Annotated in this window: 17 protein-coding genes and 1 tRNA gene; 14 read left to right on the forward strand and 4 right to left on the reverse strand. The window is 68.1% G+C overall.

Features of this window, described 5'->3' with window-relative positions:
- Positions 1-52: 52 nt before the first annotated feature.
- On the forward strand, positions 53-823 hold the full coding sequence (locus SK571_RS12195; RefSeq protein ID WP_319984157.1) for a mechanosensitive ion channel family protein: 771 nt from the start codon (positions 53-55) through the stop codon (positions 821-823).
- Between the two features lie 155 nt (positions 824-978).
- Positions 979-2,022 carry a glucose-1-phosphate thymidylyltransferase gene (locus tag SK571_RS12200; protein ID WP_319984158.1) on the forward strand — a complete coding sequence of 348 codons (1,044 nt, stop codon included), beginning with the start codon at positions 979-981 and terminating at the stop codon, positions 2,020-2,022.
- A 3-nt stretch (positions 2,023-2,025) separates the two neighbouring features.
- On the opposite strand, the gene SK571_RS12205 is transcribed toward SK571_RS12200, so the two are convergent.
- Both SK571_RS12205 and SK571_RS12210 read right to left on the reverse strand, forming a co-directional pair.
- The gene (locus SK571_RS12205; RefSeq protein ID WP_319984159.1) at positions 2,026-3,066 is read right to left on the reverse strand and encodes a winged helix DNA-binding domain-containing protein; all 1,041 of its coding nucleotides are present in this window, start codon (positions 3,064-3,066) and stop codon (positions 2,026-2,028) included.
- A 271-nt stretch (positions 3,067-3,337) separates the two neighbouring features.
- Complete coding sequence (locus SK571_RS12210) at positions 3,338-4,498, reverse strand: phytase (protein WP_319984160.1); 1,161 nt, start codon at positions 4,496-4,498, stop codon at positions 3,338-3,340.
- Between the two features lie 55 nt (positions 4,499-4,553).
- Between SK571_RS12210 and pnuC the strand changes: the two genes are divergently transcribed.
- From pnuC to SK571_RS12225, 3 genes are read left to right on the forward strand one after another with little or no spacing between them, the layout of a single operon-like run.
- On the forward strand, positions 4,554-5,177 hold the full coding sequence (gene pnuC / locus SK571_RS12215) for a nicotinamide riboside transporter PnuC (protein ID WP_319984161.1): 624 nt from the start codon (positions 4,554-4,556) through the stop codon (positions 5,175-5,177).
- A complete protein-coding gene (locus SK571_RS12220) occupies positions 5,174-6,346 on the forward strand; it encodes a M14 family zinc carboxypeptidase (RefSeq protein ID WP_319984162.1) in 1,173 nt (390 codons plus the stop codon). Before pnuC ends, SK571_RS12220 begins: the two co-directional genes overlap by 4 nt.
- Positions 6,347-6,395: 49 nt before the next feature.
- Positions 6,396-7,595, forward strand: coding sequence for a GNAT family N-acetyltransferase (locus SK571_RS12225; protein WP_319984163.1), 1,200 nt, complete (start codon positions 6,396-6,398; stop codon positions 7,593-7,595).
- Between the two features lie 49 nt (positions 7,596-7,644).
- Here SK571_RS12225 and aceE read toward each other — a convergent pair whose 3' ends face one another.
- On the reverse strand, positions 7,645-10,404 hold the full coding sequence (gene aceE, locus SK571_RS12230) for a pyruvate dehydrogenase (acetyl-transferring), homodimeric type (RefSeq protein WP_319984164.1): 2,760 nt from the start codon (positions 10,402-10,404) through the stop codon (positions 7,645-7,647).
- A gap of 319 nt (positions 10,405-10,723) precedes the next feature.
- Between aceE and SK571_RS12235 the strand changes: the two genes are divergently transcribed.
- The 9 genes from SK571_RS12235 to SK571_RS12275 all read left to right on the forward strand — a co-directional run bounded on the left by SK571_RS12235 (position 10,724) and on the right by SK571_RS12275 (position 16,079).
- Positions 10,724-11,155, forward strand: coding sequence for a DUF3052 domain-containing protein (locus SK571_RS12235; RefSeq protein WP_090071059.1), 432 nt, complete (start codon positions 10,724-10,726; stop codon positions 11,153-11,155).
- A gap of 75 nt (positions 11,156-11,230) precedes the next feature.
- Positions 11,231-11,695 (forward strand): peroxiredoxin, encoded by a 465-nt coding sequence (locus SK571_RS12240; RefSeq protein WP_319984165.1) that lies wholly within the window; start codon positions 11,231-11,233, stop codon positions 11,693-11,695.
- A gap of 25 nt (positions 11,696-11,720) precedes the next feature.
- A tRNA-Val gene (locus SK571_RS12245) sits at positions 11,721-11,792 on the forward strand.
- Positions 11,793-12,088: 296 nt separating this feature from the next.
- Complete coding sequence (locus SK571_RS12250) at positions 12,089-12,442, forward strand: hypothetical protein (RefSeq protein WP_319984166.1); 354 nt, start codon at positions 12,089-12,091, stop codon at positions 12,440-12,442.
- Between the two features lie 97 nt (positions 12,443-12,539).
- Complete coding sequence (locus SK571_RS12255) at positions 12,540-12,911, forward strand: hypothetical protein (protein ID WP_319984167.1); 372 nt, start codon at positions 12,540-12,542, stop codon at positions 12,909-12,911.
- Positions 12,912-12,959: 48 nt separating this feature from the next.
- Entirely contained in the window at positions 12,960-14,162 is a 1,203-nt protein-coding gene (locus SK571_RS12260) for a cytochrome P450 (RefSeq protein ID WP_319984168.1), read from the forward strand.
- A gap of 13 nt (positions 14,163-14,175) precedes the next feature.
- Complete coding sequence (locus SK571_RS12265; RefSeq protein ID WP_319984169.1) at positions 14,176-14,661, forward strand: GNAT family N-acetyltransferase; 486 nt, start codon at positions 14,176-14,178, stop codon at positions 14,659-14,661.
- Positions 14,662-14,747: 86 nt separating this feature from the next.
- A complete protein-coding gene (locus SK571_RS12270; protein ID WP_319984170.1) occupies positions 14,748-15,041 on the forward strand; it encodes a hypothetical protein in 294 nt (97 codons plus the stop codon).
- Between the two features lie 9 nt (positions 15,042-15,050).
- Positions 15,051-16,079 (forward strand): saccharopine dehydrogenase family protein, encoded by a 1,029-nt coding sequence (locus SK571_RS12275; RefSeq protein WP_319984171.1) that lies wholly within the window; start codon positions 15,051-15,053, stop codon positions 16,077-16,079.
- Here the strand turns inward: SK571_RS12275 and SK571_RS12280 are convergent.
- Entirely contained in the window at positions 16,069-16,275 is a 207-nt protein-coding gene (locus SK571_RS12280) for a CsbD family protein (RefSeq protein ID WP_266043508.1), read from the reverse strand. The two genes, SK571_RS12275 and SK571_RS12280, sit on opposite strands and share 11 nt — an antisense overlap.
- Positions 16,276-16,313: the final 38 nt, after the last annotated feature.

A 16,313-nucleotide genomic window follows, 5' to 3' on the forward strand; every position in this document is an offset into this window, starting at 1 on the left:
ACGATCACCTCGTCTGATCTTCACTCACCGCAACTTTGTTCTAGGAGGGCCCGTGGGCTCGCAAATCACCGAGGGCCTGGGCCAGGCGTGGGCCATGGTCGCCACGTTCGTGCCGAAGCTGCTCGGCTTCCTGCTCGTTCTGGTCATCGGCTGGTTCATCGCCAAGGCGCTCGCCAAGGGTGTTCAGTTCCTTCTCAAGCGCGTCGGCTTCGAGAAGCTCGTCGACAAGTCGGGCCTCAACGGCGCTATGCGGCAGTCGTCGATGGACGCGTCCGCCCTGATCGCCAAGATCGTGTACTACTTCGTGCTGCTCATCGCGCTGCAGCTGGCGTTCGGCGTCTTCGGCGCCTCGAACCCGGTCAGCACGCTGCTCAACGAGGTCATCGCGTACCTGCCGCGCATCGTCGTGGCGATCGTGCTCGTGATCGTCGCGTCGGCCATCGGCACCGCGCTCAAGGGTCTCGTCACCGGTGCGTTGGGTCAGCGCTCGTACACGAAGCTCATGGGCAACATCACCTACGGCTTCGTGATGGCGCTCGGCATCATCGCGGCGCTCAACCAGCTGGGCATCGCGATCTCGGTGACCATGCCGGTCCTGATCGCCGTGCTCGCCACCGTCGCCGGCGTGATCGTCATCGGTGTGGGTGGCGGCCTGGTCCGCCCGATGCAGGCGCGCTGGGAGGGCTGGCTGACCCGCGTGCAGGACGAGGCGCAGACCCAGTCGCCGATGCCGCGCGCGTCGCAGGAGATGCCGCAGACCGTGGGCGGCCGGATGGGGGACATGCCGACCCCTCCGTCGGGCACCCCGATGTCTGACAAGTAGACATTTGGGAAAGTAGTCCTACCTCCTGAAAGGGGCCGTGCGCAAACATCTTGCGCACGGCCCCTTTCTGGTGTTCTGACAGTTCTCCAGTTCCGGTCCAGCGCCCGCACGCAGCCTCGTAGCCACCCGAACTGTTCCGTCGCGGTGGAGGACCTATGAAAGCCCTTGTGCTGTCCGCGGGCGTGCGCCCGGCCGGATGCTCGCTGCCTCGGCAGATCGTCCCCATCGCGAACAAGCCGGTGCTCGAGTACGTCGTGGAGAACCTGCGGGACGTCGGCATCACCGACATCGGCATCGTCGTCGGCGAGGGTGCGCAGGAGATCTCCGAGCTGTTCGGCGACGGCTCGTACCTGGGTGTCTCGATCACCTACATCCAGCAGGACGTGGCGTTGGGCCTGGCCCACTGCGTGCGGATCGCCCGGCCGTTCCTGGGTGACGACGACTTCGTGATGTACATGGGCGACAACGTGCTCGTCGAGGGCATCGGCCAGATCGCCGACGAGTTCGCGCGGCTGCGGCCGTCCGCGCAGGTGCTCGTGGACAAGGTGGAGGACCCGCGCCTGTACGGCGTCGCGGAGGTGGACGAGAACTCGCGCGTGACGCGGCTGATCGAGCACCCGCAGGAGCCGCGCAGCGATCTCGCGATGATCGGCGTCTACTTCTTCACACCCGCGATCCACGCCGCCGTCGACGCGATCGAACCGTCGTGGCGCGGCGAGTTCGAGATCACCGACGCGCTGCAGTGGCTGGTGACGCACGAACGCGACGTGCGGGCTCGGATGTACTCGGGGTTCTGGAAGGACACCGGGAAGGTCGAGGACGTGCTGGAGTGCAACCGCGAGCTGCTGATGGGGCTGCGGACCGACATCCAGGGCATCGTCGACGACGAGTCGCGGCTGATCGGTGACGTCGTGGTCGAGGAGGGTGCGCGCGTGGTGCGGTCGTGCATCGTCGGGCCCGCGATCATCGGTGCCGGGACGCTGGTCGAGGAGTCGATCATCGGGCCGTACACGTCGATCGGGGCGGACTGCCGGATCGTCGACTCCGGGCTGGCCGACTCGATCGTGCTGAACGAGGCCACCGTGCAGAACGTGTCCGGCATCGAGACGTCGTTGATCGGGCGCCGGGCCCGCGTCGGCTCGGCGCGCCAGCACCGGCTGGTCGTCGGTGACGGCGCACACGTCGAGGTCGCCGCCTAGCGCCTAGCCTCGAATCCAGTCCCGAAGGCGGTCGCACTCCTCGGCGACCGCCTTCTGCCTGCTCTTCGGCTGTTGGTCGATGTAGTCGACGGAGATCGTGCGCTCCTTGGAAATGGCCCAGGTGGCGACGACGTAGCCGTCGACGAGGACCGTGGGCTTGCCGCCGATGACGACGCCGAGCCGGTCGTCCGCGATGACCCTCCTGCGGTCGGCGTGGGCGAGCAGGATGTTGTCGAACTCGGGCAGAAGCCGCACCGGGACAGGGGTGTCCGGGTCGGGGCGCGGGGCGTCGGGGAGGTCGAAGAGCTCCTTGCCCGCCTCGGTGCGGAACGTCACGAGCCGCGGGCGCAGCGCCGCGAACGTCTCGGCGAGCCTGGTGAGGCCGGACCACTGCTGGGCGTCCATGACGGTGGCCGGGCCGAAAGCCCCGAGGTAGCGCAGGACGAGCTCTTCCTTGTCCATGGCCTGCTGCGGTCTGCCGAGCCAGTTCTCGACGGTCGTGCAGACGGCCCTGCCGCTGCTGTGCCACAGGCCGCGCGGCGGGAGCTGGACGAGGGCGAGCTTGTTGCGCAGGGCGTTGCCCAGGACGGTGTGCTCGCGGTCGGGCCAGCGTTCTTTGAGTCGCCTGCCGGCGTCCGCGGTGCCCTGCGGGGTGTCGTCGAGGATCTTGCGGCCCGCCTCGGCGATCTCGTCGAAGTCGAGGCCCTTCAGGCGGGCGGCGAACGGGCCGCTCTGCAGTTCGCGGTCGAGCTTGAGCTGGGTGTGGGGGCGCAGGCCGAGCGCGTCCCGTGCGCTGACCAGGTGGATCGTGCCACGCATCAGCAGCATGCGGACGGCTTCGCGGTTGGTCAGGAGGTCTTCGAGCTCTTTCGGCTGGAAGTTCCGGAGGCGGGTCCAGAGGCCGAGGTAGGGCGACTTCGGTTCCTGCGCCTGGATGCCGAAGAGGTGCTCGATGGTGGCGAGCGCGCTCATGCCGGCGCGCTCGCGCAGCATCTGGCGTTCGATCAGTGCTCTGTTGAGCTGGTCCTGGCTGAGCGTCCCCATCGGGACAGACTAGAACCTGTTGACATCTCTCCCAGCTGAAGCAAGGAGATTCTTCCCTCGCGGGTTGACTTTCTGCTTCACAGCCCGTTGCCGCCTGGGTTACCAGCAAGGGACGGTGTACCGCCCACGGTCCTACACAAGCTCCACAGACCTGACATCCCACCAGCCCGGCGGTAGACCCGCCGACTTGGCTATCGCCGAACGGGCGCGACAACCGTACCAGCCGCTCCGTCAACCGCCACACCCGCGGGTCAGAGCACGTTTTTTCGCCCTAGGGGCGAAACCCTGCCCTGCTCCACAGGGGTCCGTTTCCTCCCGGCCTGAAGGCCTGGGCATCCACAGAGGAAATTCTGATGAACGCGAATCCGGTGCCGTTCGGGCGTTCTCCGTCGTGGACGACGAGCAGGTTGAGCTTGCCCAGGACGATGTCGGCGCCGTCGGAGTGCTCGACGCCGTCGACCTTGAAGTCCTTCAGCGGCTTCATGTCGGCCTTGCGGTACGCGACGAACCGCGAGTCACCCTGGCTGGACGCGAGCAGCACGTCGCCCGCGATCGTGAGGCCCTCGGCGTCCGCTTCGAGCCACTGGCCGCCGAAGCCGGGGTTCGGGCCGTCCGCCTCGCACTCCTCGGTCTCGGGGTCGTACTTCTGCGGCGCGCCCCAGGTGCGGACCTTGTCGACGAGCTGCGGCCTGCCGAAGCCGTTGGAGCGCAACGGGATGCGCCAGATGCCGACGTCCTCCTGTGCGGCGTAAAGAGTGTTCGTGCGTTCGTCGATCACCATGCCCTCGACCTGCGGGCCCTCACCGGGCTCGCCGCACACGGTCCACTGCTTGCCGTTCGGAAGGGTGAAGGTGCTCGGCAGGTCCAGAGTGGACACCTTCCTGGTGTCGTACCGGGCGCCCTTCACGACCTGGAGGAGTGCGATGCTGGTCTCGTTGCGGCGGCTGGTGACGACGACGTCCCTGCCGTCGACGCGTCCGGCGGCCAGGCCGTAGACGGTGTGCTGGTCGTCGACCTCGGCCTCGGTCCCGGAGAACACCGGCTTGGTGGCGGGGTTCGTGACGTCCTTCACGCCACGTTCGTCCACTTGGAACACCCGGATGCGGTCGCGGCCGCGGTCGCTGACGAACGCGAGGTCGCCGAGGACGTCGACGTTGTTGAAGCGGCCGGGCTTCGCGTCCGGCGTCGGCGGCTGCGGGGCCGGGTGGACGCCGATCGTGCGGCCGTTCAGGTCGAACGCCGCCAGGCCGCCTTCCTTCAGCGTGCCCAGGACCACACTGCGTTCGGTGTTGCGCGGGTTCACCCAGATGGCCGGGTCGTCCGCGTCGGCGGGCTCCTCGAACGTCTGCGTGATGACCGTCGGTGTGATGACGGGGGTCGCGGGAGCGGTGAGGAACAAAGGCACGAGCGCCAGCGCTAAGGAAGATGACATGGTGCGACCGTAGGAAACACCGATGTACTGCGACTGAACCGCGGGGGAACAAGCCGTGTGGTACGAGACAGGACTGACGATCTTCGGGCAGAAGATCGCGTACACGGAGCTGGTCGGGCAGGTGCTGGCGCTCGCGGTCGTGTTCCTGGCGCAGCGCCGTTCACTCTTGACCTGGCCCGTTCAGCTGGTCTCGGTCGCACTGCTCTTCACCGTCTACCTGTCGGCGCACCTGGGCGGCCTGGCCACCAGGCAGGTCGCCGTCGGTGCGATCGCCGTCTACGGCTGGTACGCGTGGGTGCGCCGGCGTGACCCGGTCTTCGGCGTGGTGGTGCGCAAGGGCTCCCGGCGCGAACGGCTCGCGATCGCCGGCGCCTTCGTCGCCGGCACGGTCGCGTTCGCGCTGGTGCTGGACGCCCTGGACGCCTCATGGGCGCCCTGGCCGGACGCCGCGATCTTCATCGGCACCATCCTGGCTTTCGCGTTGCAGGGCCTCGGCCTGGTGGAGTTCTGGCTGGTGTGGCTGGTGGTCGACGCCGTCGGCGTGCCGCTGCAGATCCAGTCGGGCCTGTACTTCAGCGCGTTCGTCTACGTGATCTTCGCGGGCCTGGTGATCCACGGTTTCATCGACTGGAACCGCACCGCCCACCGGTTGACACAGGCGGCAAAGTCTCCCCTATGAGGGGACTGTTGATCGCTTTACTGGCTGCTGTCTCGTTGCTGGTCGCTGTTCCGGCCGTCGCTGCTCCTCCGCCGCGCACCGGGTTCGAGCTCACCGGCAAGTGGACCACCGAGGCCGAGGAGCAGGCGTACCTGCGCGCCACCGGCCTCCCCGTGACCCAGATCGGCACGACCTCCCAAGGCCGTCCCGTCCAGCTCGTGCGCGTGGGTTCCCGCTCCGCGCGCACGGTGGTGCTCTTCATCTGTTCCCAGCACGGCGACGAACCCGCCGGTCGTGAGGCGTGCCTGATCCGCATGCGCTCACTGCCGCGCTCGTCCGACACGACCTACCTCTTCGTGCCGAACGCCAACCCGGACGGCCGCGCGGCCGACACCCGCGGCAACTCCGCCGGCATCGACATCAACCGCGACCACCTGCTGCTGCGCACCGCCGAGGCGCGCGCGATGGCCTCCGTGATCCGCGACTGGCAGCCCGACGTCATCCACGACCTGCACGAGTTCGGCCCTTCCGCGCCCTACTACGTGAAGGACGTCCTCTGGCTGTGGCCGCGCAACCTCAACGTCGCCGACGGCGTGCACGACCTGTCGGAGACGCTCTCCCGCTCCTACGTGCGGCCGTCCGTCGAAGCCGCCGGCCGCACCTCCGGCGTCTACGGCATCTACGTCGACCCGGTGACCGGCGAGCCCGTCCGCCAGGTCGCCGGCGACGGCCAGGAACGCATCCTGCGCAACACGGGCGGGTTGAAGCACGGCATGGGCCTGCTGGTCGAGACCAACGTCGACAACACGCCGCTCTTCCGCGTCGACTCGCACCTGAAGGCGCTGGACGGCACGCAGTCGTTCGTCGGCGCGAACCGCCCGGCCATCGAGGCCGCCAACGCCGCGTCCCGGGCCGTGCGGTCCGGTCCGATCTACTTCGGCGGGGCGGACAACCAGGCTCCCGACCCCGCGGACGTCGTCGCGACGCCTCCGTGCGGGTATGTCCTGACCGGTGCGCAGTACGCCGACGTGCGGGACGAGTTGGCTCTGCACGGCGTCAAGTCCCAGTACCTGCGGGGCGGCGACCGCATCGTGCCGCTGAAGCAGGAGGCCCGCGCCCTGATCCCGTTGCTGATGGACGCCCGCGCCGACGAGCCGCTGCTGAAGGCCCAGCCCGTCGCGCAGTGCTAGGGCGTATATCGCTCGCGAGTGATCTCGGCGGCGTGGTCCGATGGGCGTCGTGCGTGTCGATCAGTACGCCTACTTCGCTCTCGAGAGCGACACCGTGTCCGCCGCCGAGATCGCTCAGCGTCTGGGACTGGAGCCGGACGAGGTGCTCGTCCGGGGCAGCAAGCGGCCGGAGCACGACGTTCCACGGGTGCACGCGTGGAAGATCGTCGACCGCGGCGCAGGGCGGCTCGACGAGAAGATCCAGAACGTCGTCGATCGGCTGCTTCCCATCCGCGACGAACTCGTCGCGCTCACAGCGATGTCCGACATGTCAGCCAGTCTGGTCGTCGTGCGCTTTTGCCGCGACGGCGACGGCGCGGACCTCGGCTGGTGGATCTCTGCCGAAGCTCTGGCCTTCCTCACGTCCGTGCGTGCTTCGCTCGACGTCGACGAGTACGACTACGTCGAGCCTGCCGACGAACCGTTGAGGCAGGTCACCGCCACCCTGCTGACGAGCATGGAACAGAACCTCGCCGAGCACGCGTGTCACCTGCACAGGCGTCTGGCGGGCGCCACCGTGACCGAGACGGACGACCTGCTGATCGCGGACAGCGGTCTGGACGACGACACGTTCAACATCGTCGCGGCGGCCCGGTTCACCGCGTCGAACGTCGGGGTCCGCGTCGCCGAGACCCTGCGGTCGATCAGGAGGCCCTGCTCGTGGTGGGTCGGACCCGCCTCCACCCCGGCTGACCTGGGCGCGGTGCTGGTGCAGTCCGGCATCGCGGCGGCGGAGACCGAGGCCGCGATGTGGCTGGACCTCGCCGACGCCGCCCTGCCCGAGCTCGGTGCCGAGGGGCTGAAGATCCGCCGGGTGACCACGGAGGCGGAGCTCGCCGACTACGCCGCGGTTCTCGCCGCCAACTGGGACCCGCCCGCCGACACGGTCCGCCGCTTCTACGCCGAGGCCGCTCCGCACGCGTTGACCAGCTCAGCGCGTTACCTCGTCGGCTACGTGGATGGTCGTGCGGTGTGCTCGGCGGAGGTGTTCCTGCACGCGGGAGTCGCCGGGATCTACAACATCGCGACCCTCGCCGGAGATCGCCGCCGCGGCTACGGCGGTGCCATCACCGTGGCCGCGTTGCGCACCGCACGCGCCGAGGGGTACCGCATAGCCGTCCTGCAAGCCTCTGAGGACGGCGAGACCGTCTACCGGCGTCTCGGGTTCACCATCGCCGGTCAGTTCACCGAGTACGCCCTCAGGGCGTGAAGAGGGGCCGCCCCGCGCGTGCGGAGCGGCCCCTCGGTTCAGCGAGTGACTACGCGAGGCCCGCGTCGCCCGTGGACGGGCCGGCCGCCTGCACGTCGTCGATGCGGTACTTGCGGGCCGCCTCGACGACCTTGGCCTGCTCGACCTCGCCGCGGCGGGCCAGTGCGGCCAGCGTGGCGACGACGACGGACTCCGCGTCCACCAGGAAGTGGCGGCGGGCGGCCGGGCGGGTGTCGGAGAAGCCGAAGCCGTCCGTGCCCAGGGTCGTCATGTCGGTCGGGACGTACGGGCGGATCAGGTCCGGGATCGCCGACGCCCAGTCGGACACGGCGATCACCGGGCCCTGCACGTCCTTCAGCACCTGCGTCACGTACGGCACGCGCGGCTCGGCGTCCACGTGCAGCAGGTTGTGGCGGTCGGTCTCGACGGCGTCGCGGCGCAGCTCCGAGTACGACGTCGCGGACCACACGTCCGCGGACACGCCCCACTCCTCGGCGAGCATCTTCTGGGCCTTGAGAGCCCACGGGAGGCCGACACCCGAGCCGAGGATCTGGGCACGGGGGCCACCGGTCTGCGGGCCGTCCTGGTACTTGTAGAGGCCCCGCAGGAGGCCTTCCACGTCCAGGCCCTCCGGCTCGGCCGGCTGCACGTACGGCTCGTTGTAGACCGTCATGTAGTAGAAGATGTTCTCGGCGTTCTCGCCGTACATCCTGCGCAGACCGTCCTTGACGATGTGCGCCACCTCGAAGGACCACGCCGGGTCGTACGAGACGACGGCCGGGTTCGTGTGCGCCAGCAGCAGCGAGTGGCCGTCGGCGTGCTGCAGGCCCTCACCGGTCAGCGTGGTGCGGCCCGCGGTGGCACCCAGCACGAAGCCGCGCGCCATCTGGTCCGCCGCCGCCCACAGGCCGTCGCCCGTGCGCTGGAAGCCGAACATCGAGTAGAAGATGTAGATCGGGATCATCGGCTCGCCCTGCGTGGCGTAGGACGTGCCGACCGCCGTGAACGACGCCGTGGAACCCGCCTCGTTGATGCCCTCGTGCAGGATCTGGCCCTGCTCGGACTCCTTGTAGGCGAGCATCAGGTTGGCGTCCACCGAGGTGTACGCCTGGCCGTTCGGGTTGTAGATCTTCTGCGTCGGGAACATGGAGTCCATGCCGAACGTTCGTGCCTCGTCCGGGATGATCGGCACGATGCGCGGGCCGATCTCCGGGTCCTTCGCGAGGTCGCGGACGAGCCGGACGAACGCCATCGTCGTGGCGACCTCCTGCTTGCCGGAGCCGCGCTTGATGCCGTCGTAGACCTTGTCGCCCGGCAGCACGAGCGCCTTGGACTTCGTGCGGCGCTCCGGCAGGAAGCCACCCAGCTGACGGCGGCGCTCCAGCATGTACTGGATCTCCGGGTTGTCCTGCCCGGGGTGGTAGTACGGCGGCAGGTACGGGTCCTTCTCGAGGACCTCGTCGGAGATCGGGATGCGCAGGCTGTCCCGGAAGCCCTTGAGGTCGTCCAGGGTCATCTTCTTCATCTGGTGCGTCGCGTTGCGCGCCGCGAAGTGCTTGCCGAGCGAGTAGCCCTTGATCGTCTTCGCGAGGATGACGGTCGGCTGGCCGACGGTCTCGGTCGCCGCCTTGTAGGCCGCGTAGACCTTGCGGTAGTCGTGGCCGCCGCGCTTGAGGTTCCACACCTCGTCGTCGGTCATCGGCTCGACGAGCGCCTTCGTCCGCGGGTCGCGGCCGAAGAAGTGCTCCTTGATGTACGCGCCGTCGTTCGCCTTGTACGTCTGGTAGTCGCCGTCGGGCGTGTTGTTCATCAGGTTGACGAGAGCGCCGTCGCGGTCGGCGTGCAGCAGCGCGTCCCACTCGCGGCCCCAGACGACCTTGATGACGTTCCAGCCGGCGCCGCGGAAGAACGACTCCAGCTCCTGGATGATCTTGCCGTTGCCGCGCACCGGGCCGTCGAGGCGCTGCAGGTTGCAGTTGACCACGAACGTCAGGTTGTCGAGCTGCTCGTTCGCGGCGAGCTGCAGCAGGCCGCGCGACTCGGGCTCGTCCATCTCACCGTCGCCGAGGAACGCCCACACGTGCTGGTCGGACGTGTCCTTGATGCCGCGGTCACGCAGGTAGCGGTTGAACCGCGCCTGGTAGATCGCGTTCATCGGGCCGATGCCCATGGAGACCGTGGGGAACTCCCAGAAGTCCGGCATGAGGCGCGGGTGCGGGTACGACGGCAGGCCGCCGCCCGGTCCGGCGTGCGAGTACTCCTGGCGGAAGCCGTCGAGCTGGTGCTCGGACAGGCGGCCCTCGAGGTACGCGCGGGCGTAGACACCGGGGGAGGCGTGACCCTGGATGAAGATCTGGTCGCCGCCACCGGGGTGGTTCTTGCCGCGGAAGAAGTGGTTGAAGCCGACCTCGTAGAGCGAGGCGCTGGAGGCGTAGGTCGAAATGTGTCCACCGACACCCACGCCGGGTCGCTGCGCGCGGTGCACCGTCATCGCGGCGTTCCAGCGGATCCACGCACGGTAACGACGCTCCACCTCCTCGTCACCGGGGAACCACGGCTCCCGCTCGGTGGGGATGGTGTTGACGTAGTCGGTGCTGATCAGCGAGGGCATGCCGACCTGGTTCTCACCAGCACGTTCGAGCAGCCGCAGCATCAGATAGCGAGCACGTTGCTGACCGCCGCCCTTGAGCACCTCGTCGAACGACTCGAGCCATTCCGAGGTCTCCTCGGGGTCGATGTCCGGCAGGTGCGCTGCCAGACCGTCGCGAATGACACGCACCCGCTCGGGGCCGGTGTTCTGCGGGCTCAAGGTGTCTCCTCGGCTTCGTTGGCGGTACTCGCGCTGGCCCGGAAACCGTGCCACGCGCCCCTATCGTTGTCCTTGCGCGACGACTTCGTCATCGCTACCGGTCGGTAGTTCTGGATCGTGTCGCTCACGCGCGCGCGATAAGAGGTATGTAGAGCGTGCCTCATGCCAGTGTAGAGATCTCCACAGGGGTGCCCCTTACGGCGTGTCACGTGGTCAACAGTTGCGCCGGAGGTAGCTGACAGTGTTCGCTAGCCGGAGTAACAGACTTCAGCGGCAGTCTTAGGGCTGTCGCTCTTGCGTAGTTGGAGGAGTGAAAACCGTGGTCGCCGCGGAAGACGCCGGCAAGCTCGGCGTCGCCGACAAGCTCGGGATCGAATCAGGCATGGTCGTCCAGGAACTCGGCTGGGACGAGGACGTCGACGACGCCTTGCGTGCCGCTGTCGAGGAGCGAATCGGGGGCGACCTCCTCGACGAGGATGCCGACGAGACGGTGAGCGTCGTCCTGCTCTGGTGGCGGGAGGACGACGGCGACCTGGTCGACGCTCTCCTCGAAGCCACCGGCGTGCTCGCCGAGGACGGCGTGATCTGGGTTCTCACCCCGAAGACCGGCCGCCCCGGCCACGTGGAGCCGAGCGACGTCGCCGAAGCGGTCCCGACCGCCGGCCTGTCGCAGACCTCCAACATCAGCGTGGGCGACGACTGGGCCGGCATCCGCCTGGTGTGGCCGAAGTCGGCCAAGGCCAAGCGCTGATCTTCGTTGACATAGGGTTGAACCACGGGCGCTCACCCGCTCGTGGTCCTGTGTCGCACCGGAGGTTCTTGTCTCATGGCGGTCGAGGTCGGTTCGGAGGCCCCGGACTTCACGCTGAACGACTACAACAAGCAACGCGTGACGTTGTCGTCGTTCCGAGGCTCCCGGGCCGTGCTGCTGGTGTTCTACCCGTTCGCCTTCAGCGGCACCTGCCGTGGCGAGCTCTGCCAGCTGCGTGACGAACTGGCGACCTACGAGGACGAGAACGTCCAGGTGCTGGGCGTCTCCGTGGACTCGCCGTTCGCACTGAAGGCGTGGGCGAACCAGGAGGGCTTCCAGTTCCCGCTGCTGTCCGACTTCTGGCCGCACGGGGCCGTCGCGCAGTCCTACGGCGTGTTCAACGAGGCCGTGGGCATGGCGCTGCGCGGCACGTTCCTGATCGACGTCTCCGGCGTCGTGCGCTTCGCCCAGGTGAACGCGCCCGGTCAGGCCCGCGATCAGGACGCCTGGAAGAAGGCCGTAGCCTCTCTCAAGGCATGATGTAGCTGTAACCCCTCTGGGGTCGGGGCGTGTAGCTCAGCGGAAGAGCACTCGGCTTACACCCGAGCGGTCGCAGGTTCGAACCCTGTCGCGCCCACTCGTCTCGGGCGACGTGTGTCTGCGGACAGCGCAGACCACGTCGCCTCAGTGCTTTCTGGGGGTGCAACCCCCAGGCCCCGCCCGGCGGGCTTCGCCCCCGGACCCCCAGCGGTGGTCGCGTGGTGTGAATGGGCCTCAACGAAGCCCACCACTTCCGATCTCGTTCGTACCCCGCAGGCCGAGAGGTCTTGCGGTTCGGTTTCGGGTCATCGCTTCCGTGTCGGCGCTCAACGAGCTCGCTAACGCGCATGGGCCGTCGGCCGATAGGGGTGCTACCTGACGAGGAGTGGTCTGATGGCTGGCACGGAGCCGAACATCGAGCAGCTCGCCCGCGAGTTCACGGACGACTTGCATGAGAGCTACCGCTACCTGGTGCGCAAGATCAGGTATCGCGCCAAGGCCTTCATAGAGATGGTGGCACTGCACAAAGGTGTTGGTGCTGCGCAGATCCTCCTCCGCGGGCCCCATACCCACGATGGTTTCGTCCGGCTGTGGCAAGAGGGCGAACTCGGCCACAGCGTCGAGGCTTACGTGCTCCGACCGAAGTACGCGGTGCTCTTTTCCGAAGAGGAACTGCGTGTGGCACGCCAGCGTCTCGAAGACCACGGGTTCGACGTCGACAAGTACGTTGAATCCTTAAGTCGATGACCGCTGGCTGACGTCTGGAACGAGCCGGGACCGTGCCGTACCTTGTTCGAGTTCGTCGGGGACGTTTGGACCCGCCAGCTCCGAAGGACGTCCACCTGTGAGACGCAAGGCCAAGGCCGCGAAGCCCGACACCGCCACCATCACGCAGGAGCAGATCAAGCTGCTCGCCCTGGTGGAACAGGGAGGCGTGCACCGCGGCGCAACGAGCTGGTACCTGGAGCACCGGCCCGCCAAGCAGTGGGACGCGGACGACCTGGAGATCCTCCGCGTCAGGGACTGGATCACGTGGGTCAGGCCCGAGCGGGACATGGACCACGGGATGGCGGCGCCGGTCGACATCACGGTGCAAGGAAGGGCCGCGCTGCGGCACCACCTGCCGGAGTGGGTGCTCGGGCGGAAGGCCATCGCCGCGGAGCCGCCTCGGTTGCCGTCGGTCGAGACGATCAGGGCGTTGGACGCGCTGCAGTAGCCCGGTAGAACGGTCTTAGTCGAATCCAAACGGAGGCGGAGACCGGCCATGTCGAACCTGTTGACCGGCGGCGACTTGCGCGCACGTGACCACCACCGGATTGAGGACGACGCACGCGAAGAGGGGCCGCTGCATCCCGTGACGTTGCCCAACGGCGTGAGGATGCAGGTGGTGACGGTCGGGCTGGAGCTCACCCGTCAGCTGCTCGCCGACCAGCGGCTCTCCAAGGACAGCGCGAAGCTGCAACGCGAGATCAAGCGGCAGCTCGCGGAACGCGGAAGTGCGCAGGAGAACCTTGCCGGGTTGTTCGGGCCGAGCATGCTCAACAGCGACAACCCGCAGCACGCGCGCCTCAGGGCGTTGGCGGTGAAGGCGTTCAACGGCAAGGCGGTGCAGCAGCTCGCGCCGCGCATCGAGGAGATCTGCGCGGAACTGGTCGCCGGGCTTCCCGAGAACGAGGAGATCGACCTCGTCGAAGAGCTGACCGTGCCGATGCCCATGCACGTCATCGGTGAGGTTCTCGGGCTGCCGGCGCAAGATCGCGCGCACGTCCGCACGTTGATCGAGACGATGATGTCGATGGAACCCGAGGTGTCGCAGCCGGCGAGCGACGAGCTGGGCGGCTACTTCCACGCACTGCTCACCGGCGACGGTCTGGATCCGCGGTCGTTGTTCGGCGTGCTGGCCTTGGCCGCCGATGACGATGGTGACCACCTCAGCCACGACGAACTGATGGCGATGGCGTTCCTGCTCGTGGTCGCCGGCCATGAGACGTCGGCGGGCCTCATCGCGAACGTTGTGCATGACGCGTTGGACAACGGTCTGTGGCACGAGGTCGCTGAAGATCCCGAACTGGTGCCACGGCTCGTGGAGGAGACGTTGCGCCACAACTCGCCCGTCCGCAGTGCCACGCATCGCATCGCCACCGAACCGGTCGAGATCGGTGGCACGACCATCCCCGCGAACACGCTGCTGCTGATCAACCTCGGCGCCGCCGGACGCTGTCCGCAGGCGCACGAGAAGGCCGGGGAGTACCGGCTGGACCGCGAGACGACCGGCCACGCGACGTTCGGGCACGGCCCGCACTTCTGCCTCGGGTCGGCGCTCGCGCGGCTGGAGACCGAGACCGTGCTGCGGCAGCTGACGAGCCGGTTCCCGCGCACCGTCTACGCGGGCGACGGGCAGCCCGAGGTGACGCACAACGACATCATGGCCAGCCTCAAATCGCTACCGGTCGTGCTCAGGCGCTGACAGGCTGGCCGGCATGGAGATCATTCAAGGCGGCCCCGAGCACGTCGACACGGCGGCGATGCTCTGGGCGCACGCGGTCGCCGAGAGGGACGGCTACGACGAGGTTCCGTCGCTCGAACTGGCACGGCCGGGTCTGGAGAGCGCTCTCGCGAACGAGCCGTCGTTGCTGCTGCTCGCCTGGGAAGGCGGCCGGGCGGTGGGCTTCCTCGCCGGAGGTCCACAAGAGACGAACACCGCCTTCGTCAACTACGTCGGCGTGCACCCCGACGCGTGGGGCAAGGGCGTCGGTGAGGCGCTGTTGCGGGCGCTGCCCGAAGTGTTGATCAAGAATGGATACGAGAAGGCCGAGTTGATGGTCTACGTCGACAACGTCCGTGGCGTGCGGCTCTACGAGCGCCTCGGCTGGATCAAGGTCGGCGACCCTGTGCCGCATCCGCGTGACGGCCGGGTGGAGCAGCGTTACGCGTTCTCGCCCGCATCGTGGGATCCGGGGGCGTGATGGCGTTCAGCGGGGGATTAGGGGATCAACCCCAATGCGTCTGACCAGGGCTATCCCAAAGTCCATTTGAGACGTAACTTTTGCTCATGTCAGTGCGCACCTTCGCCGTCGTGGTCGGTCTCGCGTTCTTGCTCGGTGGGGGTGCGATCCTGTTCGTGATGCTGGCCGTCGAGGCGCCGAGCGGGGCACTGATCCCGTGCGGCAACAGCCTGGGCATCGGGTTCGAGGAGCCGGTGGCGTCCGCGGCCGGTCCGGCCTATGTGGACATCTGCGCCGACCTGCGGCACCGCCGGCTGCTGTGGGGGTTGCCGGTGATCGGGCTCGGCGCGTTGCTGCTGATCGGCTCTTTGGTCGGTTCCCGACGGGCTACTCGCCGGTAAGGTCGCGGCATGACGTGGATGGTCTACGGCGCCAACGGCTACACCGGACGTCTCATCGCCGAGCTCGCGGTCCAACGCGGGGAGCGGCCGATCCTCGCCGGACGCTCGCTCGAGAAGGTCGAGCCGATCGCCGCCGCACTGGGGCTGGAGCACCGGGCGTTCGACCTGGACCAGGCGCGGAGCAACCTCGAGGACGTCGAGGCCGTCGTGCACTGCGCGGGACCGTTCTCGCGCACGTCCAGCGCGATGGTCGACGCCTGCCTGCAGACCCGCACGCACTACCTCGACATCACCGGTGAGATCGACGTCTTCGAGTCCATCGCACTGAGGGACTCCGACGCGCGCGAGGCGGGCATCGTGCTGTTGCCCGGTGCGGGGTTCGACGTCGTGCCGACGGACTGCCTCGCCGTGATCCTGAAGAACGCCCTGCCGTCCGCCACGCACCTCGACCTCGCGTTCGTCGTCGGCGGAGGGGCGAGCGCCGGCACGACCAAGACGTCCGTCGAGGGCGCCGCGGTGGGTGGGCGGATCCGGGTGAACGGCGAACTGAGGAGCGTCCGCATCGGCCACCGCAGGCGCACCGCGCACTTCCGGTCGGGGTCGCGCGAGGTCGGCAGCATCCCGTGGGGCGATGTGAGCACCGCCTACCGCTCGACCGGCATCCCGAACATCACCACGTTCACCACCGTGCCGGGCATGCTCGGTCAGTTGCAGCAGGTGTTCGCGCCCGTGCTGCGGACATCGCTCGTGCAGAACGTCGCGAAGAACCTCGCCGGCAAGGTCAAAGGCCCTGACGAACGCAAGCGCGCGAACACCAGGGCCGAGGTGTTCGGCGAGGCGTGGGACGCGCAGACGAAGGTCGAATGCGCGATCACCACCCCGAACGCCTACAGCCTCACCGCGGACTCCGTGCTCCGCGCCGTCGGCAGGATCGACGGCGTGGCGCCCGGCTCGCACACGCCGTCCAGCGCGTTCGGCGCCGACTTCGTGCGCGAGCTCGACGGCGTCGTCGCGAGTGAGGTCCGCTTCACTTCTTGAGGTGCTTGGCGACGCTGTCGACGACTCCGCCGACAGCGTCCTTCACCTTCTCCACGCCGTCCTTCACGGCCGCCTTCGCCTGATCGGCGCGGCCCTCATTGGCGAGCTGCTCGTCGCCGGTGACCTCACCCGCGGTCTCCTTGGCCTTGCCGCCGAGCTCTTCCGCCTTGTTGCCGATCTTGTCCGACAGAGACATCGCGTCCTCCTGGGCTTGAGTTCGTCTGACGTCTGTTC

The organism is Lentzea kristufekii (assembly GCF_033949925.1).
In the GTDB taxonomy this organism is placed as follows: domain Bacteria; phylum Actinomycetota; class Actinomycetes; order Mycobacteriales; family Pseudonocardiaceae; genus Lentzea; species Lentzea kristufekii.

Excerpts from the sequence above, each read along its gene's own strand:
- SK571_RS12205 (WP_319984159.1), bottom strand. The coding sequence starts at position 3,066 with ATGGGGACGCTCAGCCAGGACCAGCTCAACAGAGCACTGATCGAACGC.
- SK571_RS12280 (WP_266043508.1), bottom strand. The coding sequence starts at position 16,275 with ATGTCTCTGTCGGACAAGATCGGCAACAAGGCGGAAGAGCTCGGCGGC.
- SK571_RS12270 (WP_319984170.1), top strand. The coding sequence starts at position 14,748 with ATGTCAGTGCGCACCTTCGCCGTCGTGGTCGGTCTCGCGTTCTTGCTC.
- SK571_RS12275 (WP_319984171.1), top strand. The coding sequence starts at position 15,051 with ATGACGTGGATGGTCTACGGCGCCAACGGCTACACCGGACGTCTCATC.
- SK571_RS12200 (WP_319984158.1), top strand. The coding sequence starts at position 979 with ATGAAAGCCCTTGTGCTGTCCGCGGGCGTGCGCCCGGCCGGATGCTCG.
- SK571_RS12265 (WP_319984169.1), top strand. The coding sequence starts at position 14,176 with ATGGAGATCATTCAAGGCGGCCCCGAGCACGTCGACACGGCGGCGATG.
- SK571_RS12250 (WP_319984166.1), top strand. The coding sequence starts at position 12,089 with ATGGCTGGCACGGAGCCGAACATCGAGCAGCTCGCCCGCGAGTTCACG.
- SK571_RS12240 (WP_319984165.1), top strand. The coding sequence starts at position 11,231 with ATGGCGGTCGAGGTCGGTTCGGAGGCCCCGGACTTCACGCTGAACGAC.
- SK571_RS12220 (WP_319984162.1), top strand. The coding sequence starts at position 5,174 with ATGAGGGGACTGTTGATCGCTTTACTGGCTGCTGTCTCGTTGCTGGTC.
- SK571_RS12260 (WP_319984168.1), top strand. The coding sequence starts at position 12,960 with ATGTCGAACCTGTTGACCGGCGGCGACTTGCGCGCACGTGACCACCAC.
- SK571_RS12210 (WP_319984160.1), bottom strand. The coding sequence starts at position 4,498 with ATGTCATCTTCCTTAGCGCTGGCGCTCGTGCCTTTGTTCCTCACCGCT.